This window comes from Kosakonia pseudosacchari, from assembly GCF_015167415.1.
Classification (GTDB): domain Bacteria; phylum Pseudomonadota; class Gammaproteobacteria; order Enterobacterales; family Enterobacteriaceae; genus Kosakonia; species Kosakonia pseudosacchari.
Genome location: NZ_CP063425.1, coordinates 3,487,747 through 3,508,118, shown reverse-complemented (window position 1 = coordinate 3,508,118; position 20,372 = coordinate 3,487,747). Strand labels below are relative to the sequence as shown.

General features: G+C 57.6%; 19 protein-coding genes. 3 read left to right on the top strand and 16 right to left on the bottom strand.

Annotated elements, in window-relative coordinates; all coding sequences use genetic code 11:
- Positions 1–4: 4 nt before the first annotated feature.
- Together arsC and bepA are read right to left on the bottom strand one after the other, a co-directional pair.
- The gene (gene arsC / locus IP581_RS16520) at positions 5–361 is read right to left on the bottom strand and encodes an arsenate reductase (glutaredoxin) (RefSeq protein ID WP_086870820.1); all 357 of its coding nucleotides are present in this window, start codon (positions 359–361) and stop codon (positions 5–7) included.
- Positions 362–373: 12 nt separating this feature from the next.
- Positions 374–1,840 (bottom strand): beta-barrel assembly-enhancing protease, encoded by a 1,467-nt coding sequence (gene bepA, locus IP581_RS16515; protein ID WP_193820881.1) that lies wholly within the window; start codon positions 1,838–1,840, stop codon positions 374–376.
- A gap of 222 nt (positions 1,841–2,062) precedes the next feature.
- Here bepA and IP581_RS16510 point away from each other — a divergent pair, with 222 nt between their 5' ends.
- Positions 2,063–3,127 (top strand): AI-2E family transporter, encoded by a 1,065-nt coding sequence (locus IP581_RS16510; protein WP_086870823.1) that lies wholly within the window; start codon positions 2,063–2,065, stop codon positions 3,125–3,127.
- 40 nt (positions 3,128–3,167) lie between these two features.
- Here the strand turns inward: IP581_RS16510 and focA are convergent, their stop codons facing one another.
- The 14 genes from focA to IP581_RS16440 all read right to left on the bottom strand — a co-directional run bounded on the left by focA (position 3,168) and on the right by IP581_RS16440 (position 18,277).
- Complete coding sequence (gene focA, locus IP581_RS16505) at positions 3,168–4,025, bottom strand: formate transporter FocA (RefSeq protein WP_086870824.1); 858 nt, start codon at positions 4,023–4,025, stop codon at positions 3,168–3,170.
- A gap of 105 nt (positions 4,026–4,130) precedes the next feature.
- Positions 4,131–5,738, bottom strand: coding sequence for a sigma 54-interacting transcriptional regulator (locus tag IP581_RS16500; protein ID WP_407659157.1), 1,608 nt, complete (start codon positions 5,736–5,738; stop codon positions 4,131–4,133).
- Positions 5,739–6,189: 451 nt separating this feature from the next.
- Positions 6,190–6,603, bottom strand: coding sequence for a formate hydrogenlyase maturation HycH family protein (locus tag IP581_RS16495; protein WP_193820880.1), 414 nt, complete (start codon positions 6,601–6,603; stop codon positions 6,190–6,192).
- Positions 6,596–7,372: an NADH-quinone oxidoreductase subunit B family protein gene (locus IP581_RS16490; protein ID WP_193820879.1), complete on the bottom strand. Its 777-nt coding sequence runs from the start codon at positions 7,370–7,372 to the stop codon at positions 6,596–6,598. Before IP581_RS16490 ends, IP581_RS16495 begins: the two co-directional genes overlap by 8 nt.
- On the bottom strand, positions 7,369–7,917 hold the full coding sequence (gene hyfH, locus IP581_RS16485) for a hydrogenase 4 subunit H (RefSeq protein ID WP_086870832.1): 549 nt from the start codon (positions 7,915–7,917) through the stop codon (positions 7,369–7,371). Before hyfH ends, IP581_RS16490 begins: the two co-directional genes overlap by 4 nt.
- Before the next feature lie 11 nt (positions 7,918–7,928).
- A complete protein-coding gene (locus IP581_RS16480; RefSeq protein WP_193822715.1) occupies positions 7,929–9,638 on the bottom strand; it encodes a hydrogenase large subunit in 1,710 nt (569 codons plus the stop codon).
- 20 nt (positions 9,639–9,658) lie between these two features.
- On the bottom strand, positions 9,659–11,242 hold the full coding sequence (gene hyfF / locus IP581_RS16475) for a hydrogenase 4 subunit F (RefSeq protein ID WP_193820878.1): 1,584 nt from the start codon (positions 11,240–11,242) through the stop codon (positions 9,659–9,661).
- Between the two features lie 4 nt (positions 11,243–11,246).
- Entirely contained in the window at positions 11,247–11,897 is a 651-nt protein-coding gene (hyfE, locus tag IP581_RS16470; RefSeq protein ID WP_017458953.1) for a hydrogenase 4 membrane subunit, read from the bottom strand.
- Positions 11,898–11,908: 11 nt separating this feature from the next.
- Entirely contained in the window at positions 11,909–13,348 is a 1,440-nt protein-coding gene (locus IP581_RS16465; protein ID WP_193820877.1) for a hydrogenase 4 subunit D, read from the bottom strand.
- A gap of 16 nt (positions 13,349–13,364) precedes the next feature.
- Positions 13,365–14,312, bottom strand: a complete 948-nt coding sequence (locus IP581_RS16460; RefSeq protein ID WP_193820876.1) for a respiratory chain complex I subunit 1 family protein — start codon at positions 14,310–14,312, stop codon at positions 13,365–13,367.
- A gap of 13 nt (positions 14,313–14,325) precedes the next feature.
- Complete coding sequence (hyfB, locus tag IP581_RS16455) at positions 14,326–16,347, bottom strand: hydrogenase 4 subunit B (RefSeq protein WP_193820875.1); 2,022 nt, start codon at positions 16,345–16,347, stop codon at positions 14,326–14,328.
- Positions 16,347–16,967, bottom strand: a complete 621-nt coding sequence (locus IP581_RS16450) for a 4Fe-4S dicluster domain-containing protein (protein WP_086870840.1) — start codon at positions 16,965–16,967, stop codon at positions 16,347–16,349. The genes hyfB and IP581_RS16450 overlap by 1 nt, the downstream gene beginning before the upstream one ends.
- A 267-nt stretch (positions 16,968–17,234) precedes the next feature.
- A complete protein-coding gene (gene bcp, locus IP581_RS16445) occupies positions 17,235–17,705 on the bottom strand; it encodes a thioredoxin-dependent thiol peroxidase (protein WP_017458948.1) in 471 nt (156 codons plus the stop codon).
- Positions 17,705–18,277, bottom strand: a complete 573-nt coding sequence (locus IP581_RS16440; protein ID WP_228007774.1) for a glycine cleavage system transcriptional repressor — start codon at positions 18,275–18,277, stop codon at positions 17,705–17,707. Before IP581_RS16440 ends, bcp begins: the two co-directional genes overlap by 1 nt.
- A 145-nt stretch (positions 18,278–18,422) precedes the next feature.
- On the opposite strand from IP581_RS16440, the gene dapA reads away from it, so the two are divergent.
- Positions 18,423–19,301 (top strand): 4-hydroxy-tetrahydrodipicolinate synthase, encoded by an 879-nt coding sequence (gene dapA / locus IP581_RS16435; protein ID WP_045510336.1) that lies wholly within the window; start codon positions 18,423–18,425, stop codon positions 19,299–19,301.
- Positions 19,302–19,317: 16 nt separating this feature from the next.
- Entirely contained in the window at positions 19,318–20,352 is a 1,035-nt protein-coding gene (gene bamC / locus IP581_RS16430) for an outer membrane protein assembly factor BamC (RefSeq protein WP_193820874.1), read from the top strand.
- The last annotated feature ends 20 nt before the right edge of the window (positions 20,353–20,372 follow it).

Sequence of the window (20,372 nt, the reverse complement as noted above, 5' to 3'; positions counted from 1 at the left end):
AATGCTATAAAATCTCCAGCACCTGCTCCGGCGGGCGACCGATGCGCGCTTTACCGTGGCTAACGACAATCGGGCGTTCAAGCAGTTTTGGGTTATCCACCAGTGCCTGCACCAGTTGCGCTTCCGTCAGTGCGCTATCGCTAAGCTGTAATTCTTTATAGAGATCTTCTTTGCTGCGCATTAGCTCGCGCGCACTGGACATGCCGAGCATTTTCAGCAGCTTTTGCACCGTCGCTGCGTCCGGTGGCGTCTCGAGGTAGAGCACCACGTCTGGTTCAACACCGTGCTCCTTCAGCAGCGCCAGCGTTTCACGGCTCTTTGAGCAGCGTGGGTTATGGTAAATCTTCACCGTCTCTGACATCTCTTCTCCTTATTACATTTTCTGGTACGGTTTGAACCGTTGCTGCAACTCGCGTAACTGGTCGATTCGCGCATCGTAACGTGCTTGTTGCAGGCTGCCGAGCTTCACCTGCGAACTGGCGCTACTCAGCAAGGTAATGGCCTGATCCAGCTTGCCCACCAGCGCTAACCCTTCCGCACGCGCGGCCAGCTCCTGATCGCGGTTATTCAGCGCCGCTTCGGCCTGCGCCAGTAAATCCCAGCCGTTGACATCCTCTTTATACGTAAAGGTGTAACGGTTAAGAATGCGCGCGGCTTCCGCTGGCTGACCACCTTCCAGGTAGGCGTTCGCCAGGTTGAGTTGCAGCACCGGGTTGGTTTTCAGTTCGCTGGCAGCATTGAGGCGTTTAATGGCGTCCGCGCTTTTGTTCTGCCCTAAATCGATATCGGTCGCCAGGTCGAGATACCAGGCGTTGTTCGGGCTGGCGCTCAACAGCGGCTGCAAGGTTTTTGCCGCCTCGGCGTAATTTTTCGCTTCCATCGCCTGTAATGCCCGGCCATATTGCGCCGCGCGTTGTTCACGCACGTTGCCTTTCGACCAGCCATCCAGCAGATCGCTGGTGAGCTGGTTACGCCCGGAGTTGTACATGCCCAGTGTTCTGGCTTTCGCCATATAGAACTCTTCGGACGACTGCACCACCACCGGACGCATCTGGTTGGCGCGGTTGCGCGCATCTGACAAGCGGCTTTCCGGCAACGGGTGCGTCAGCAGAATTTCCGGTGGGCGCGTGGAGTAGCGTGACTGATCCAGCAGTTTTTCGAGGAAAGTCGGCATCGCCTGGGGGTCAAACCCGGCTCGTTGCAGCACCTGAATACCAATGCGGTCCGCTTCCTGTTCGTTCTGCTGGGTAAAACTAATAAGCCCCTGTTGGGTGCCAGCCAGCGTGCCGGTGAGCGCGCCCATCCCGGCTTGCGGGTTAGCCATCGCCAGCAAAATGGAACCCAGCACGCCCGCCCAGGTCAGCGGCGCGTTGCGTTTTTGGTCTTCCATCGCGCGCGCCAGGTGGCGCTGGGTGACGTGGGAAATTTCGTGCGCCATTACCGAGGCTAGCTGACTTTCATTATCCGTATAGCGGAACAGTGCCGAGTGCAGCACCACATTACCGCCAAAAAAGGCGAAGGCGTTGATCTCGTCGTTATTGACGAGATAGAAGTGGAAAGGGGTTTTGACCGAATCCGCGTGCGCCACCAGACGCATGCCGAGGGAATTAATGTACTGCACCAGCAGCGGATCATTAATCAGCGGCGCGCTGCCGCGAAGCTGGCGAACGTAATAGTCGCCCATCTGCATCTCCTGACCAATGGAGAGCGTGCTTCCCGCCGAGGTGCCCATATCCGGCAACGTGCTGTCTAATGAATCAGCCCACGTCGGGGCGATGCTACCTGCACTGAGTGCGGCAATAAGGGTTGCGACCAGCGTTCGTTTCAACTGCCTGAACATAACCTCTTTCCTGTATTTTGGGTGACACACTGTTGACCTGCTTTCGGCGGCTTCGTTCCGGCTCACCGGCCTTCGAGTGTAGCCGCCTTCACGGATGAAAAACACCGTCTTACGCGGATTGCTATGTTTCCCGCAAAGGATACGAAAAGCGAAGTCTTTTTTGTGACATTTCGATACAATTCCACTCCTTACCCCCGCTCAAGAGGCTCATGAAGGAACGTTATGCTCGAAATGTTAATGCAGTGGTATCGCCGCCGCTTCAGCGATCCGGAGGCGATTGCGCTGCTGGTCATTCTGCTCGCGGGGTTCTGTATTCTCTTCTTCTTCAGCGGCCTGCTCGCGCCGCTGCTGGTGGCGCTGGTGATCGCTTACCTGCTTGAGTGGCCTACCGCACGTCTGCAACGCATCGGCTGTTCGCGCACCTGGGCTGCGACGATAGTTCTGGTGCTGTTTGTCGGCATCTTGCTGGTGATGGCGTTTGTGGTGATGCCGGTTGCCTGGCAGCAGGGGATTTACCTGATCCGCGATATGCCCGGCATGTTAAGCAAACTCTCTGATTTTGCCGCCACCTTGCCGCGCCGCTACCCGGCGTTAATGGATGCGGGGATCATCGATGCGATGGCGGAAAACATGCGCTCCCGCATGCTGACAATGGGCGATTCGGTGGTGAAATATTCGCTCGCCTCGCTGGTCGGGCTGCTGACACTGGCGGTCTATCTGGTGCTGGTGCCGCTGATGGTTTTCTTCCTGGTAAAAGATAAAGAGCAGATGCTTAACGCCGTGCGCCGCGTGTTGCCGCGCAACCGTGGGCTGGCGGGCCAGGTGTGGAAAGAGATGAACCAGCAAATCACCAACTACATCCGTGGCAAAGTGCTGGAGATGATTGTTGTCGGCATCGCCACATGGATCGGTTTTATCCTGTTTGGTCTCAACTACTCCCTGCTGCTGGCGGTGCTGGTTGGCTTCTCGGTGCTGATCCCTTATATCGGCGCGTTTGTCGTCACCATTCCGGTCGTTGGCGTGGCGCTGTTCCAGTTCGGGTTGGGCACCGAGTTCTGGAGCTGCTTCGCGGTCTATCTGATTATTCAGGGGCTGGACGGCAACCTGCTGGTGCCGGTGCTGTTCTCCGAAGCGGTGAACCTGCATCCGCTGGTGATCATTTTGTCGGTGATTATCTTCGGCGGGCTGTGGGGCTTCTGGGGCGTATTTTTCGCCATTCCGCTGGCGACGCTGATTCAGGCGGTGATCCACGCCTGGCCGGATTCACCGCCGGTGTCAGAAGAGTAATCTTGCCGGGCGGCAGCCAGCTTGCCGCCCGGCGTTCTCCTCAATGCGTGTTGTTCTGATGACGCAAATAGATAATCCAGTAGGTCACCCCCACCAGCACGCCGCCGCCGATAATATTGCCAATCGTCACCGGTAGCAGGTTATCGGTAATCACATTGCTGATGGTCAGTGCCGGAAAGTTATCCGGCGAGCTGTGTACCGCCGTCCAGAAACTCTGCGGTGAGAAGTCACGAATGATCACCGCCAGCGGCAGCAAAAACATATTGGCGATACTGTGTTCAAACCCGCTGGCGACAAACATGCCGATCGGCAGCAGCATCGCCATGATTTTGTCCGTCAACGTATGGCCGGAATAACTCATCCACACCGCCAGGCAGACCATCAAATTACACAGTGTGCCCAGGCACACCGCTTCGATAAAGGTGTGGTGCATTTTATGGTCAGCGGTTTGCAACACATTCAGCCCCCACAAGCCATTGCTGTTCATGGCCTGGCCGCCAAACCAAATCAACGCCACAAAAAACAGCGCGCCCACGAGATTGCCGAAATAGACAATTACCCAGTTAGTAAACAGTTGCCGCCAGCTAATTAACCCGCTGGCTTTGGCCATCACCGTCAGCACGGTTGAGGTAAAGAGATCCGCCCCGCAGACCACCACCAGAATCAGCCCGAGGGAAAAACAGACGCCGCCCGCCAGCTTCGCCAGCGCGGTCGCGGGCGCAGGCCCGGCGGTAACGGTGATGTAAAACACAAACGCAATCGAGATAAACACGCCCGCAGTAATCGCGAGGAAGAACGACAGCTCTTTTCGTTTGCTGACTTTATACAATCCAGACTGCTCGGCGACTTTTGCCATTTCCGCAGGAAGTCGCAGGTCAAACGCGTTGCCGGTATCCATTTGATTCTCCTGATTCAATGCATAGTAGACACCCGCCGTCTTATGCATAGCGCATACCAGCGACAAATCAGAGAGCGTTAGCGGGTTCACAGAACCCGAAGGGGGTTAGAGCACTTCGCGCACGGCGATACCGAGACGCTGCATCCGCGATAACAGGGTGGTGCGTTTCATGCCGAGTTTGGCGGCCGCGCCGCGCGGGCCGGCGACAATGCCGTTGGTTTCGCGCAGCACCTGAATAATCTGCTGGCGTTCGGCTTCGTCATTTTCCGGCGGCTCCGGGCGCATCATCTCCGCCACTTTGGGCAGCGTGAAGGGGAAGGGATCGTGGCTGACAGGCTGCACCATGCTGACCGGCTGCGCGTGCAGATGCAGGTTCAGGGTGTTATCGCGCGCCAGCAGCACGGCGCGTTCAATGACGTTTTCCAGCTCGCGTACGTTACCGGGCCACTCGTAGCGCATCAGTTGCTGGAGGGTGTCGGCAGGAATGGTATCGATAGTGCGATTGAGGCGGCGTGCCAGTTTTTGCGTGAAATAACGCGCCAGTAGCGGAATATCGTCCGGCCGCTCGCGAAGCGGTGGCAGCACCAGCGGAAAGACATTCAGACGGTAAAACAGATCGTTACGGAATTCGCGGTCAATCACCATCTGGCGCAGATCGCGGTTGGTGGCGGCAATCACCCGCACGTTAACCGGAATGGTTTTTGTGCCGCCGATACGTTCGATCTCGCGCTCCTGCAACACCCGCAGCAGTTTCGGTTGCAGCTCAAGCGGCATATCGCCAATTTCATCCAGGAACAGCGTGCCTTCATCGGCCATCTCAAAACGCCCGCGATGCGCGTTAATCGCCCCGGTGAACGCGCCTTTATCGTGACCAAACAACTCGCTTTCCAGCAGGCTGGCGGGAATGGCGGCACAGTTAATTTTCACCAGCGGTTTATCTTTGCGCGGGCTCATCTGGTGCAGGGCGCGCGCGATGATCTCTTTGCCAGTGCCGGTTTCCCCGAGGATCAGCACCGTGCTGTCGCTGAGCGCCACAATATTGACCTGCTGAAGCACGTCGCGCATCGCATCGCTCTGGTAAATGATATCGCCAAAACTCTGACTGGAGGCAATTTGCTCATTCAGTTTGCGGTTTTCGCTGTTCAGATTCTCTTTTAAATGAATCACCTGCCGGTAGGCGTCGGCATTATCGACGGCAATGCCAATTCTGTCGGCAATTTGCTGCAATAATCGACAGTTTTGCTCACTGAAAATCGCCGCGTCCCGGTGCGCCAGCAGCAGCACGCCAGGCGCGTGGTGGCTGAAGGTCAGCGGCAGAACAAACACCACGTTTAATCCCTGCATCGATAGCTGTTGCAATACGGGATCGTGCTGCCATAACGCCGCATCCTGCGCCTGGTGTAGCAGTGCGCCCTGATTCTCATTGAGCGCCGCCAGCACCACCGGGCTATCACTGCGCAGCGCAAAGCGCTCGGTCTCCGGCGGGCAACTGGGAAAGTGGGTGGCATGGCAAATAAGCTGGCGGGAGTGCAGCGTGTCGCGCAGCACCACGCGGATATTATCGATACCGAAAAAGCGGTGGATCTCCTGCGAAACATCGGCGATCAGATCGTCAAGATCCAGATGCGAGAGCACCGAGTTGGTAATGTCCACCAGCACCCGATCATGGTCGCGCTCTTCACGCAACGTCTCGATCGACTGATTTAACGCCATGTGGGAAAGCTGATCTTCCAGCGCCTGGCTTGCCAGCCGCGCCAGCCAGCTAAACATCGTGTTGTCCTGCTCAGTAAACTGACCGTTATCGGTGCGAACAAAACGCAACTCCAGCGCCTCACTTTGCGCCAGCAGCACCAGGTGCAGCGAACTGTCGCTGATTTTTCCGCCATATTCACGCTCGCTGATTTCGGCACTGCCATCATCAAAGCAGCGCCAGAAGTGCGTGTTATTCAGGCGTAATTCAATAAACTGGACCGGGCTGAAAGGCGGCGGTAAGGGGATAAACGCCCGGAGTAACGAAGTGTGAGTATTCTGTTCCAGCAACTGCCGTAAGATCATGGATACGTCGCCCTTAATAGTGAGCGTAAATAGTACATTACCCCTTATTTTTGTAGTGTTACAAGCTTCACGTATAAATCACTGGGGTGACATTTATGTGATGAATCAGTCAGCGCAGCAGCCGCACCATCAGGTAGATCGCCGGTTCATGCGCCATATCCTGTAAATGTTGCAACAACTGGCGGCTCCAGCTCCGCCAGGGTTCTTCTGCTGTTTTCGATAACTGCACGAACGTCGGTGCGAGGGTATTCACGTGGCTGGCATCAATGACGATTTCACCGAAGGTTAATAACCCCTGCATTTTGCGCCTGGCATCGGCGTCGTCGATCAACGCCAGCCAGTGCTGGTAATCAGCAAGCGGGCATTCGAGCGCCACGTTGAGGCAGTCGATTACCCCAACGTGGTGGCCAATCGCCAGCGAGTAGTACATTACCTGGCGGCTTTTCTCTTCGAGTTCGACGCTGTTATCGACAAACTTCTGCCGCAGCATCCAGAACATCACTTTCGCTTGCTGCTCAGACATGGGCGCGCTCCAGCTCGTTCATCAGTTGCTGCACGATGGAGGTCAGGCGCGGATCCGCCGCCTGTTGCAGCCAGTGATTTACCCGCAGCGTAGCCTGCGCGGGATCGCCTGCGGTTAATAACGCGAAGAGCTGGTCGGTTATCTCGCGTCCCTGGCGATAACCCGCCAGCTGGCGAGCCAGCCGTTCAAGCGTCACGCGTAATGCCAGCGGCAGCGTCGGCCAGCGTATGCTGGCGGTTTCATCTGCCGCTTGTCGATGGTCGACGGCGTGCAGCTTTTGCTCCAGCAAGCCAAGCGCCACCGCGAAACCGTGGATGGTCGCCGCTGGCGTCGGCGGGCAGCCTGGGATCCACACATCAATTGGCACAATAGTGTCACTGCCGCCCCACACGCAGTAGAGATCGTGAAAAATCCCGCCGCCGACGCCACACGCGCCGTAGGAGATAGCGATTTTATGATCCGGGGCGGATTCCCAGGCACGTAGCGCGGGCATGCGCATGGCGCGTGTGACCGCGCCGGTAAACAGCAAAATATCCGCGTGGCGCGGCGACGCCACCACTTTGATGCCAAAGCGTTCCGCGTCAAACAGCGGCGTAATGGCGGCAAAAATTTCGATTTCACACCCGTTGCAGCCGCCGCAATCGACGCGGTAAACGTAGGCAGAACGCTGGATATCGCGCAGCAGTAGCTGCTTCATTTTCTGCGCGGACTCATCGAGCGGCACCGGCTGGCTGACATGCTGGTTCAGCACTTTCAGGTCGGAACTCATGCTTGCTCCTTCAGGTAATAATGCACGTTCACGCTGCCGCGATGCTCCAGCGCCGCGCGTCGGCGGCACGCCGGGCAGAGAGAGGCTTGCGCCCGCAGGTTCTCCAGCTGGTGTGGTGCGTTTTGGTTCAGGGCCAGCAGTTCCACCGCCAGCGTCACGGATTTTTCAGGCGCGAACGGCACGCCGCACTCGCGACAGTGTTGCAGGCGGAAGGTGGCGCGCACATAGAGATCGGCTTTGTTAGTGACCGCCAGTTCAAACTCTTCCGACAGACGAATCGCCCGCGTCGGGCACACCTCTTCGCAGCGCCCGCAGTAGATGCAGCGGCCGATGAACAGTTGCCAGACGCGGCTGTTCTCCCCGGCATCCGTTTCCAGCGTGAGCGCGTTCGCCGGGCAGGCGGTGGTACAGGCGCCGCAGGCAATGCATTGCTGCGGATCCAGTTCCGGTTTGCCGCGAAACCCCGGACACACCTCCAGCGGCGCGAACGGGTATTTCACCGTTGGCTCGCCTGCTCTGAGAATGGTTTTCAACAATTTCAGCATCGTTTCTTTCCTTACTTCAGCGGCGAGTGGCGACGTTCAATGCCGTAACGTTCGATCTCTTTGTAGGGCACGGTTGTCGATTTACGCTTGCGCACATCCACCAGCGTCACGCGGTCGGTACACGAATAGCAGGGATCGAGGCTGCCGATGATCAGCGGCGCATCGGAAACGGTATTGCCGCGCAGCATATAGCGCAGCACCGGCCAGTTGGCGTAGGTCGCCGCACGACAGCGCCAGCGATAAAGTTTCTGGTTGTCGCCGAGCATGCTCCAGTGAACATCCTCGCCGCGCGGCGCTTCCACATAGCCAAGGGCGAACTTGTGCGGCTGATAGCTAAACCCTTCGGTCAGCAGCGGCGTATCCGGCAGGTTATCCAGCGCGAACTCAATCATTGCCAGCGAATCGAAGACCTCTTTCACCCGCACCATGACGCGGGAAAAGACGTCGCCATCCGGCCAGGTAAACAGGGTTTTCGGCAGGTTGCCGTAATCGGCGTACGGATGATCGAAACGTAAATCGCGGGCAAAACCGCTGCCACGGATCAGCGGCCCGACCGGGCTGAAATCGCGTGCGACCTGGCGATCAAGAATGCCCACCCCCTGGGTGCGCTGCGCCATGTTCGGCGTGGAGAGCAGCATATCCACCAGTTGCGCCACTTCTGCGCGCATCTCTTTCACCAGTTGAATGGTTTTGACACGCTGTTCTTTGAGAATGTCGCGGCGGATACCGCCAATCAGATTCAGACCGTAGGTTTTACGCGAACCGGTGAGCAGCTCAGCCATGGTCATCGATTTTTCACGGATGCGGAAAAACTGCATAAAACCGGTATCAAAGCCGACAAAGTGGCTGGAAAGGCCGATGTTCAGCAGATGGCTGTGCAGCCGTTCCACTTCCAGCAGTACCGAACGAATGGTGTGTGCCCGCTGCGGCACCACAATGCCGAGCGCATTTTCCACCGAGGTGGTGTAAGCCACGCTATGGGCAAAACCGCAGATACCGCAAACCCTGTCCGACAGGAACGTCACTTCGTTGTAGCCCATGCGGGTTTCCGCCAGCTTTTCCATACCGCGATGGACATAGAACAAGCGGTAATCGGCATCGACAATCCGTTCGCCATCGACAAACAAGCGGAAATGCCCCGGTTCATCCGAGGTGATATGAAGCGGGCCAATCGGCACAATGCGTGACGAATTGCCGCCATCGTTGATAAAGGTGTAGTTTTCCGTGTCGCTGGTCGGCTCCGGACGCAGGCGGTAATCCATGGTGTCTTTGCGCAGCGGGTGCAGATCGTCCGGCCAGTCATCCGGTAGCACCAGACGGCGCTGATCCGGCAGGCCTACCGGGATCAGACCGTACATATCGCGGATCTCACGTTCGCCCCATACGGCGGCGGGGACGCGCGGTGTCACCGACGGGAATTCGCGCGTGTCGGCATCGACCAGCGCTTTCACCACAATCCAGCACTTTTCCGCACCTTCCATCGACAGCGCGTAATAGACCGCGTAATGACCATTCAGGGTGCGTTCATCATTGCCAAACAGCACCGGTAACCAGCCGTCATGCTGGTAATAGAGGTAGTGCACAATGTCCGGCAACAGGTTGATTTTGACCGTTATCGTGACTTGTTCGAAGGTCTGGCGCTCCTCGTCCAGCACCGCGCCGGGAAACTGCGCCTTCAATGCAGCAAGACAGGCGTTGCCGCGAGGTTGCTGGAGATTCACGCTGGCTAAATAACTCACTTTCACTCTCCCTGACGATGCGACGGCGTTGCCGATGCGGCGGTGGTATCAAAATTGGCCCACAGCCAGCTAAGCTGCGTGGGATGATCATCATTGTTTTGCTGCACGATGGTGGCGGCGCTGGCCAGTAACCGGCTGACGGGCTGAGGAATATGCGTACCCATCACCAGCATCATCACCAGTAAAAGCACCATCGGCGCGGTGGTGAGCCAGCCCAGTTCGCCGGTTGCCACCTGCTGCGGCGGCGTGGCAAACAGCACTTTCGCCACCATGCGCACCAGCCCGCCGAGCACCAGCGTCAGCAACACCAGCAGCAGAATAGTGACGGCGAGGTGTTCCGCCGCCAGCCCGGCGGTGACGGTCATAAACTCACTGAGGAAAATATTGAACGGCGGCATCCCGCCCAGCGCCAGCGCGCCGCCGCCAAGCAGTACGGCGGTAAACGGCATCACTTTCAGCATCCCGCACACCACATCCATATTGCGGGTGCCGTATTTCAGCAGCACATTGCCGGAACCGCAGAACAGCAGTGTTTTCGCAAGGCTATGGTTGAGCGTGTGCAGCAGCGCCGCCAGAATACCGAGCGGACCGCCGATGCCGAGCGCAACGGCCACCAGCCCCATGTTTTCCACGCTGGAGTATGCGAGCAGGCGTTTCATATCCTGCTGCACCAGAATGAAGAAGGCGGCGACGCCCACCGATAGCAGACCAAAAATCAGCAACAGCCGGTTGGGGAAACTGTCACCGATGGCGTGACAAATAATGATGTAGTAGCGAATCAACACCAGCAGTGCGCAGTTGAGAAGTACCGCCGAGAGCAGGGCGCTCACCGGGCTCGGCGCTTCGCTGTGCGCATCCGGCAGCCAGGCGTGCATCGGGAACAGCCCTGTTTTGGTACCAAAACCAATCAACACAAACACAAACGCCAGCACCATCAGCGTCGGGTCGAGCTGGCTGCTCTCTTTCAGCACTTCGGTCCAGAAAATGGCGTGATCAGGCTGTGCCATAAAGCTGGCGGCGTTGGCGTAGACCAGCACCGTACCGAACAGGCCAAACGCCACGCCGACGGTACAGATGATGATGTATTTCCATGCCGCTTCCAGCGAGGAACGCTGCCCGTAAATACCGACCAGAAACGCGGAACTCAGCGTGGTGGCTTCGATTGCCGCCCACATCACAATCAGGTTATTGCTGGTGACCACCAGTAGCATAGTGAACAGGAAGAGGTGGAAAAAGCCGTAGTAGTAACAGAGCGTTGGCACGCTGATTTCACCGTGATCCACTTCGTGGCGCATATAGCCAATCGAGTAGAGGCCGGTGATAAAACCAATGACGCCCAGCAGCGACAGGAACAACCCGCTCAGGCTGTCGATATGCAACCAGCGGCTGGCGGCGAAAATTTCCCCTTCGCGCACCGCTTCTGCCACCGTCCACAGGGCGATAACCAGCAGTAGCGAAATCCCCAGCGTATGCACCACCGTGACCAGCGTGCGCGCCGCATTGCCGCTCAGGCGGCAGGCGAAGCACAGCGCAGAAACCAGCAGCGGCGTCAGCAGTAACAACGTGAACATCAAGGTATGACTCATGGTGTTACCCCTTCAGCGCCGTCAGCGTGTTGACATCCAGCGTACCGTGGGTGCGCCAGATTTTCCGCGCCAGCAGCACCATCACAATCACCGCGAAAATGGCGTCGGTGGCGATGCCAATCTCCACCAATTCCGGCGCGCGCCAGGCCAGCAGCGCCAGCACCAGATGCGAGCCGTTCTCCATCAGGCAGTAACCGAAGATCTGCCGCAAAATATTGCGCTGGCTGATAATGCACAACAGCCCAAGCAGAAAATGGCCGAGCGCCACGGCGAGTGCCGGTTTAAGCTGGGCGATCATCGGCAACTGCACCGGGCGCACCACAAACCAGCACAGCAGCACAATCGCCGCCGCCATCAGCACCAGCGTGGCCGGGCCAAACAGCCGTTCCCCAACGCCGGATTGCGCCATCTTGCGAAAGGCGTAACCCATGATCAGCGGCACCAGCAGCACTTTGGTGAAGAAGGCGCTGAACGACCACATCAGCAATTGTTCGGCGTCCAGCAGCTGCGACAGGGTAAAAAAGATAGAGACCAGCACCAGCGATTGCAGGGCATACAACCAGCAGGAGACGGAGTAGCGTCTGGCGCAGGTGACCAGCAGCGAGGTGAACATCATCAGCCCCGCCAGGTTGTTAACAAGCAGTGTTCCCGTCATTATCGACTCCCTTATCCAAGCCACGCCGCAGCGATCACGCTTGAGCACAGCGACATCACAATCAGAATCACCAGCACCAGTTTCATCGCGTACGGCAGCGGTGCGGCCTGCGCCACGTCTTCGCTCGGTTCACCTGGCACCACGCGCCCGAACCAGTAAATAAACCAGCCGAAGCTGGCGACGGATTCCACCAGCGCCAGAATCATCACCGCCAGCAAAATCGGGTCGTCATTCGACAGGGCAAACCCGGCGGCGAAGAGGGGGAATTTACTGAAGAAACCGTTAAACGGCGGCACACCAGTGATGGCTAACGCAGCAACGCAAAAGCCAATGCCCGCCAGTGGCAATGTCTTCATCACCCCGCGCAAGCGCGGCAACAGGCGCGTACCGCAGCTGTAGCTGAGTGCGCCCGCGACGAGGAAAAACAGGCTCTTGGCAAAGGCGTGGTTGAAGATGTAAGCAATCCCCGCTTTGAAGGCCAGCGGCGAGCCGAAGGTCGACAGCGACAGGGCAAGGAAAATCCACGCCAGCTGCGAAATGGTCGACCAGGCCAGCAGCCGTTTCATATCTTTTTGCGGCAGGTACATCAAAAAGCCATACACCAGCGTTAACGTCGCCATGCCCACGCCAATCCAGCTGATGGTGTGGGGGATCTGTCCGCCTTCAGCGATGGCGCGGGCAAAAATGTAGACGCCGACTTTCACCATTGACGCGGCGTGTAAGTAAGCACTCACCGGGGTTGGCGCTTCCATCGCATCCGGTAACCAGGCTTGTAAAGGCAACTGTGCGGATTTGCCCCACGCGGCAAACAGAATGCCGCCATAAACCAGATAGGCTGCCGGGCCTTGTAGTTGACTGATGGCGCTCAGGGCAAAAGTGTGGGTATGCAAAAACAGCGTGGCTGCTGCCAGATAAAGCCCCAGCGAACCGACGTGCGTGATAAGCAGCGCTTTCATTGCCGCACGCTGCGATTTTTCGCTCTGGTAATAGCTAATCAGCGCCCAGGAACAACCGCCGGTGATCTCGAAAAACAGCAGCTGTCCGAGCAGCGTGGAGGAGAGCACTAACCCGGACATCGCGCCGATAAACACCAGCAGGAACGCGTAATAACGGTTGCTGCCGTCATGCGGATGTTCGCGGTTGCTGCGCGTCAGGTAACCGGTTGAATAGAGCGCCACCAGCAGGCCAAGAAACACCACCGCAAACAGAATCAGGGTGCTGATGCGGTCGACTAACAGACCAAACAGCACCACCTGACCCGCCGCCAGCAGCGGCATATCCGCGGTTTCACTACCCGCCTGGTAAAAACGCCATGCCAGCAGCACGGTGGCAAGCGTTGCCAGAAGCGCGAAGAGCGTGGCAAGCTGCGGCGCGGTTTTCCGGGGGCAAAGCGAGACGACCAGCGCGCCGATAAAGGGCAGCAGCAGCGTCGTCAGAGCAAGAGTTTCCATTATTTTTCCGCGCTCCTTACAAACCGGTTAACCAGAGGACATAGGACAGCGCAGCCAGACTGAAGCCGAGCCAGGTCAGGCGGTGCGTCAGCAAAAAGCGCCCGCGCGCCAGCGAGTTTTCCACCACCGATGCCAGCACAAACAACACCAGCAGTTTCAGCAGTGTGATCACCAGCGACAGCGCCATCGCGCCCACGCTGAGCGTGACGGCATTGCCGAAGGGGAAAAACAGTGCCAGCAACAGCGAAGCCATTACGACCTGTTTCAGGCCGACGCCCCATTTCACCAGCGCCAGACCCGCGCCGGAGTATTCGGTCAGCGGGCCTTCCTGCAACTCCTGCTCCGCTTCCGCCACGTCGAACGGGATTTTGCCCATCTCAATAAAACAGGCGAACCCGCAGGCCAGCAGCGCTAAAAACGTGGCGACCGGTGACATCCAGCCTGCCGCCAGCGTGTTGCTGATGGCGCCGATTTGCGTGGAGCCCGCCAGTAACGCCAGCACCAGCAGCGAAAGTATCAGCATCGGCTCTACCAGAATCCCCAGCGTCAGCTCACGGCTGGCGCCGAGGCCGGAGAAGGGGCTGCCGGTATCCAGCCCGGAAAGGGCAAAGAAGAAACGGAACAGGGCAAAGAGATAAATCAGGGTGATTAAATCGCCCGCTCCGGCAAACGGCGCGGTACGGATAAACAGCGGCAGCGTCATCGCCACCAGCAGCATGCTGCTAAGCAACACCCACGGCATGGCGCGAAACATCAGGCCAGAGGACGCCGGTGCGACAGCCTGGCGTTTCAGCAGCTTTTGTAAGTCGCGGTAATCCTGCCAGATCCCCGGCCCTTTTCTGGAGTGCATGCGGGCGCGGATTTGCCGGGAAACCCCGGTAAACAGCGGCGTAAGCGCCAGCAATAGGGCTGCCTGGCAGAGGGCAAATAAGCCGAGTGACCACGCAGAAGTCTGTTCTAACATTGTTGTTTCCTCCTCACAGCGCGATCGTCAGCAGCAGGATCACCAGCGCGGCAATCACATACAGGCAGTAGAGCCGGAAATCGCCGCTTTGCAGGTACTGCACCACGCGGGCCACGCGCTGCGTCGCGCCTACCAGCGGGCGAATGATTTTCTCGTCCCAGAACGGCTCCGTGCGCGTTGCTGCCTGCGTAATACCGCCCAGGCTGCGTTGTAAAGGTTGAGCCGGATCGAGCTGTCTACGCAGCTGGTAAAGCGGGCCAAACATCACACGTAATGGCTGGGTAAAGCTGCCTGCGGAGGGAGCCATGCCTTTTTCCCACGCGTAGCCGCAGGCCCAGGCATCGCCGCTGCGGCGAAACGCGCCGCGCGTCTGGCGGTTGAGGAACCACAGCACACCGGGCAGCAGGGGCAAAAGCAGTAACAGCAGGAACACGGTAGAAGGTGTCAGCATCGCTTGCTGCGCATCACCGGGGATAAGCGTTGCGCCTTCGGCGGCGGCAAGCGCGGCGGGGGGCGTTAAGCTCAGCGCGATATGCATTAATTGCGGAGCCACCCAGCTTGCGCCCACGCCGAGCACCACGCACAGCAGCGCCAGCACGAACATGGCGGCAACCATTGGCCACGGCACTTCGCGTGCGTGGTCGGCTTTTTCACTGCGGGCATTGCCGCAAAAACTGACGCCGTAAACTTTCACAAAACACATTGCCGCCAGCGCACCGGTGATCGCCAGCATCACGATGGCAATGGGGCCGGCGAGGCGCGGGATGATGGCGTCGATACGGGTGAGGGAGAACAGCGACTGATAGGTGTACCACTCGCTGATAAAGCCGTTCAGCGGCGGCATCGCGGAAATGGCGAGGCAACCCACCAGAAACGCGCCGGCTGTCCACGGCATCCGTTTGCCGAGCGCCCCCATTTTTTCCATATCGCGGGTATGCAGACGAAAGATGATCGCCCCGGCCCCCAGGAACAGCAGGCCTTTAAACAGCGCGTGGTTAAGGAGATGGAACAACGCACCGAGCAGGCCGACAGCGGCAATCACCGGTTGATGTAAGGTGATGCCCGCCATGCCGACGCCGACGCCCAGCAAAATGATGCCGATGTTCTCAACGGTGTGCCACGCCAGCAGGCGTTTGATGTCGTGTTCTGCCAGCGCATACAGCACGCCAAGCACCGACGACACTGCGCCAAACGCAAGCACCACCACGCCCCACCACAACGGAATGCCGCTGTGACCGAGCAGGTCGATACCGACTTTGATAATGCCGAAGATACCGATTTTCACCATCACGCCGGACATCAGCGCTGACGCGTGCGACGGTGCAGCCGGGTGGGCGCGCGGCAACCAGCTGTGCAGCGGCAACATCCCGGCTTTGGCACCAAAACCGAAGAAGGCCAGCAGGAAGACCGCCGACGCGGTGCCCGGCTCCAGCGTGAGTGCGCGGAAACTGGCGAAATCGAGGCTGCCGCTCTGGCGCCACATCAGGAAGAAGGCGATCATGATCAGTACCGAGCCGGCGTGGGCGATAAAGAAATAGAGCATCCCGGCGCGGATCGACTCGTCATCCTGGTCAGTGATAACCAAAAACCACGAGGCGAGGGACATCATTTCAAACAGCACGATGAACCAGAATGCGTTATCCATCACCACAAGCCCTACCATTGAGGCGATAAACAGGTTCATAAAAAAGCCCATCGCCCCGGCACCTTTGCCGATGTATTCCCGCACATAGGCCAGTGAGTAGAGCCCGCACAGCGTGACCAGCAGTGAGATGACCAGCACCATAAACGCGCTCAGGTTATCCATGCGCACCACGAAATGGGCGAAATCAAACGGGCCGATAGCCTGAAAACTCAGTGGCACTCCGCCGTGTAACGCCGTCACCGCGCTGGCAATCCCCAGCACGCCGCCAAGCATGGCGGCGATCCCGGCGACGTTGATCGCCAGTTCCTGACTGCGGGCAAGCAACAACGAAAAGCAGCCGCCGGCGACATACACCACGATTGACCACATCAATAATTGCAGGGCATCCATTAGCGTTGCTCCGGCGAAGAGGGAAGAGGAGGAAACGTCACATCGGTTGAACTCAGCGCGGCCAGCTCCCGACGAGCCTTGAGCTGTTTATGCAGTGTGGTTTCGGTTTCCAGGTGCAACGCGTGTGTGGGGCAAGCCCGGACACAGGCTGGGCCTTCAGGCAGAAAGTCGCAGAGATCGCACTTCACCGCGATGGTTTGCACCCCCGCATTCCAGCGTAAAAAGGGGTGATCGTTGGGCGCGCTGCCGGGCACATCGCGCAGTTGTTCTTCGGCAATGTGATGTTCGTAACGGGCGGGGATATTGAGCGGGCGACTACCGGCGGGCGTGATCGCCCCGAACGGACACACCAGCCCGCACAGTTTGCAGCCAATACACAGCGTTTCGTTGAGATAAACGGCATCATCCCGAAACGAAATGGCATTGACCGGACACACCTGTTTGCACGGCGCGTCGTCACAGTGGCGGCACAGTATCGGCGCGGTTTTGCTGGGTGTGCGCACGAGTGTCAGCCGGGGATGGTGCTGCAATCCCTGGCTTTTATGCACATCCGAGCAGGCGGCAAGGCAGGTATTGCATCCTATACACCACTCGGGATCGGCAATCACAAAGCGGTTCATTTCGGCTCCCTGGAATCGAGGTAAAAACATTGAGCCTGCTTTAGCATAAGCTGTGCCAAAGTTATAAATTATTAAATTTCAAATAGTTGTGTGTTTGTGGGGCTGGGGGGACGAACAAAAGTGATGGTCAGCGTAGAGCGAAAATTAACCTGTCGGCACAAGTGTCGACATCGCGGTGTGAAGTGTGATCGCGTTCAAATATTTGCAGGGGGAAGGCAAAGGAAAGGGCGTACCCGATTGGGCCGCCCTGAGAAAAGGGCGTGACTGTCAGGCGTTCTCTTTCAGCCAGTTAACCACGATGTCGTGGTGATTGCTGGTTTTGAAGTCATCAAATACATGTTCAACTTTACCGTCAGCGTCGATCAGGAAGCTGATACGGTGGATGCCGTCGTAGGTTTTGCCCATAAAGGTTTTTTCACCCCAGACGCCAAACTGCTCGCAGACCTGGTGGTCTTCATCAGAGAGCAGCGTAAAGTTGAGCAGCTCTTTTTCGGCAAAGCGGGAAAGTTTCTCTGGCTTGTCGGTGCTGATACCCAGCACTTCCACGCCCGCTTTCTTTAACTCATCCATGTTATCGCGCAGGCCACAGGCCTGGACAGTACAGCCTGGTGTCATGGCTTTCGGGTAGAAATAGACCAGAACACGCTGTCCCTGGAAGTCGGCCAAATTTACTTGTTCACCGTCTTGATCGGGCAAGCTAAATTTCGGTGCGATATCACCGGCTTTCAGTGGATTCATTACTTAACTCCATCCTGTTCATCATGCTGGGAATAGTTGACGATGTTTATACTGCCTTGCGCGTTCAATTCTGTACATAGGGCTTTGAACGCCTGATCAATATTTGACGCGTCCTGTGACGCGGGGCTATGAGCGGTTATCTGGATAAATAACGTTGGCGCAACGGTAAGATTGCCGGGCTGTGTACGGGATACTAACTCCGCAATATTCATGTCATGTGCGTCGAAAAGCGCAGTGAAACGCTCAATCAGGTGGGGCGAATCGGGGACTTCAACCTGCACCCACACGGTGGCTGGCATATCAGGACGCGGACGGGCATCGGTACGTTTCATCACAATCAGCAAATCCAGTTCGGCGCCTTTCAGTGGCAATGTCGATTCGATAAGGGTGATGGCGTTCCACGAACCTGAAAGCAGCATTATAAACGTGAACTCTTCCCCCAGCATCGCCAGACGGCTGTCTTCGATATTACAGCCGCAGCTGCTGACGTGGCGTGTGATCGTGTTCACAATGCCAGGCCTGTCGGCCCCCAGCGCAGTGATAACCAAAAAGTGTTGTGATGAGGTTGTCAAACCTGAGCTTCCTGTCAAACGTGAGGTAATCATAAGGAAAGCATAAAAAAAACCGGCATACAACCGCCACAGGGCCTCAGGTCTCTTGCTTTTCTGACGGCACCGCACGTACCATTGAGAATCTTGTTCGCACAGAGGATGGCCCATGTTCACGGGAAGTATTGTCGCGCTTATCACGCCGATGGATTCGCAAGGTAAAGTCTGCCGGTCAAGCCTGAAAAAACTGATTGATTACCATGTCGCCAACGGAACCACGGCGATCGTTTCGGTAGGGACTACCGGTGAATCCGCCACGCTGAGCCATGATGAACATGCCGACGTGGTGAAGATGACGGTTGAACTGGCCGACGGGCGCATCCCTGTGATTGCCGGGACGGGCGCGAACGCTACCGCAGAAGCCATCAGCCTGACCCAGTGTTTCAACGACAGCGGCGTAGTGGGTTGCCTGACCGTTACGCCTTACTACAACCGCCCGACTCAGGAAGGGCTGTTCCAGCATTTTAAAGCCATCGCCGAACATACTGACCTGCCGCAAATTCTGTATAATGTGCCGTCGCGTACCGGCTGCGATATGTTGCCGGAAACCGTTGGTCGCCTGGCGAAAATTAAAAATATTATCGGTATTAAGGAAGCGACCGGGAACTTAAGTCGTGTTCACCAGATCAAAGAGCTGGTTTCAGACGACTTTATCCTGTTGAGCGGCGACGATGCCACCGCGCTGGACTTTATGCAGCTCGGCGGTGACGGTGTGATTTCCGTGACCAGCAATGTGGCGGCGCGCGATATGGCCGACATGTGCAAACTGGCGGCCGAGGGGAATTACGCCGAAGCACGCGTGATCAACCAGCGTTTGATGCCGTTACACAACAAACTATTTGTCGAACCCAATCCGATCCCGGTCAAATGGGCATGTATGGAGTTGGGGCTTGTAGCAACCGACACGCTGCGTCTGCCGATGACGCCCATTACCGACCATGGTCGTGACGTTGTCCGCACTGCGCTTAAGCATGCCGGTCTGCTGTAAAGTTTAGGGAGATTTGATGGCTTACTCAGTACAGAAGTCGCGCCTGGCGAAGGTAGCGGGTGTTTCACTTGTGATGTTACTCGCCGCCTGTAGTTCCGATTCACGTTATAAGCGTCAGGTTAGCGGTGACGAATCCTATCTGGATGCGGCTCCGCTTGCTGAACTTCACGCGCCCGCAGGGATGATCCTCCCGGTGCAAAACGGTGATTACACCATTCCTGTTGCTAACGGCAGCGGCGCGGTAGGTAAAGCGCTGGACATTCGTCCGCCAGCTCAGCCGCTGGCGCTGGTGAGCGGTGCGCGCACCCAGTTTACCGGTGACACCGCGACGTTGATGGTCGAAAACGGCCGCAACAGCACGCTGTGGCCGCAGGTCGTCAGCATTCTTCAGGGCAAAAACTACAGCATCGACAAACGTGACGATGCTACGCAGACTCTGACTACCGGTTGGGTTGACTGGAACCGTCTGGATGAAGATCAGCAGTATCGCGGTCGGTATCAAATCTCGGTAAAACCGCAGGGCTATCAGCAGGCGGTCATCGTCAAGCTGGTGAACCTGGAACAAGCGGCCAAACCGGTAGCAGATGCCGCGTCGCTGCAGCGTTACAGCACCGAAATGCTGAACGTAATCTCCTCTGGTCTGGATAAAACCGCAACTGACGCGCAAACGGCGGCGGAAAACCGCAGCGTTTCTACGCTGAATGTCCAGAGCGCTGCCGATGATACCGGTCTGCCGATGCTGGTGGTGCGTGGTCCGTTTAACGTAGTGTGGCAGCGCCTGCCGTCGGTGCTGGAAAAAGTGGGCATGAAAGTGACCGACAGCACCCGCTCAACGGGCAGTATTGCCGTGACTTATAAGCCGCTGTCTGACAGCAGCTGGCAGGAACTCGGCGCGCGCGATCCGGGTCTGGCCTCCGGCGACTATAAACTGCAGGTCGGCGATCTGGATAACCGCAGCAGCCTTCAGTTCATCGATCCGAAAGGTCACACGCTGACACAATCGCAGAACGACGCGTTAGTCGCAGCCTTCCAGGCGGCGTTTAACCGATAATCCTCAGGGCCGGATCTTCC

What these genes read in the sequence shown, in the direction of transcription:
- dapA (WP_045510336.1), top strand. Translation starts at nt 18,423, where the DNA reads ATGTTCACGGGAAGTATTGTCGCGCTTATCACGCCGATGGATTCGCAA.
- bamC (WP_193820874.1), top strand. Translation starts at nt 19,318, where the DNA reads ATGGCTTACTCAGTACAGAAGTCGCGCCTGGCGAAGGTAGCGGGTGTT.
- IP581_RS16465 (WP_193820877.1), bottom strand. Translation starts at nt 13,348, where the DNA reads ATGGAAACTCTTGCTCTGACGACGCTGCTGCTGCCCTTTATCGGCGCG.
- IP581_RS16460 (WP_193820876.1), bottom strand. Translation starts at nt 14,312, where the DNA reads ATGTTAGAACAGACTTCTGCGTGGTCACTCGGCTTATTTGCCCTCTGC.
- hyfB (WP_193820875.1), bottom strand. Translation starts at nt 16,347, where the DNA reads ATGGATGCCCTGCAATTATTGATGTGGTCAATCGTGGTGTATGTCGCC.
- IP581_RS16500 (WP_407659157.1), bottom strand. Translation starts at nt 5,738, where the DNA reads ATGGCGTTAAATCAGTCGATCGAGACGTTGCGTGAAGAGCGCGACCAT.
- IP581_RS16495 (WP_193820880.1), bottom strand. Translation starts at nt 6,603, where the DNA reads ATGTCTGAGCAGCAAGCGAAAGTGATGTTCTGGATGCTGCGGCAGAAG.
- focA (WP_086870824.1), bottom strand. Translation starts at nt 4,025, where the DNA reads ATGGATACCGGCAACGCGTTTGACCTGCGACTTCCTGCGGAAATGGCA.
- IP581_RS16450 (WP_086870840.1), bottom strand. Translation starts at nt 16,967, where the DNA reads ATGAACCGCTTTGTGATTGCCGATCCCGAGTGGTGTATAGGATGCAAT.
- hyfH (WP_086870832.1), bottom strand. Translation starts at nt 7,917, where the DNA reads ATGCTGAAATTGTTGAAAACCATTCTCAGAGCAGGCGAGCCAACGGTG.
- bepA (WP_193820881.1), bottom strand. Translation starts at nt 1,840, where the DNA reads ATGTTCAGGCAGTTGAAACGAACGCTGGTCGCAACCCTTATTGCCGCA.
- hyfE (WP_017458953.1), bottom strand. Translation starts at nt 11,897, where the DNA reads ATGACGGGAACACTGCTTGTTAACAACCTGGCGGGGCTGATGATGTTC.
- arsC (WP_086870820.1), bottom strand. Translation starts at nt 361, where the DNA reads ATGTCAGAGACGGTGAAGATTTACCATAACCCACGCTGCTCAAAGAGC.
- bcp (WP_017458948.1), bottom strand. Translation starts at nt 17,705, where the DNA reads ATGAATCCACTGAAAGCCGGTGATATCGCACCGAAATTTAGCTTGCCC.
- IP581_RS16510 (WP_086870823.1), top strand. Translation starts at nt 2,063, where the DNA reads ATGCTCGAAATGTTAATGCAGTGGTATCGCCGCCGCTTCAGCGATCCG.
- IP581_RS16490 (WP_193820879.1), bottom strand. Translation starts at nt 7,372, where the DNA reads ATGAGTTCCGACCTGAAAGTGCTGAACCAGCATGTCAGCCAGCCGGTG.
- hyfF (WP_193820878.1), bottom strand. Translation starts at nt 11,242, where the DNA reads ATGAGTCATACCTTGATGTTCACGTTGTTACTGCTGACGCCGCTGCTG.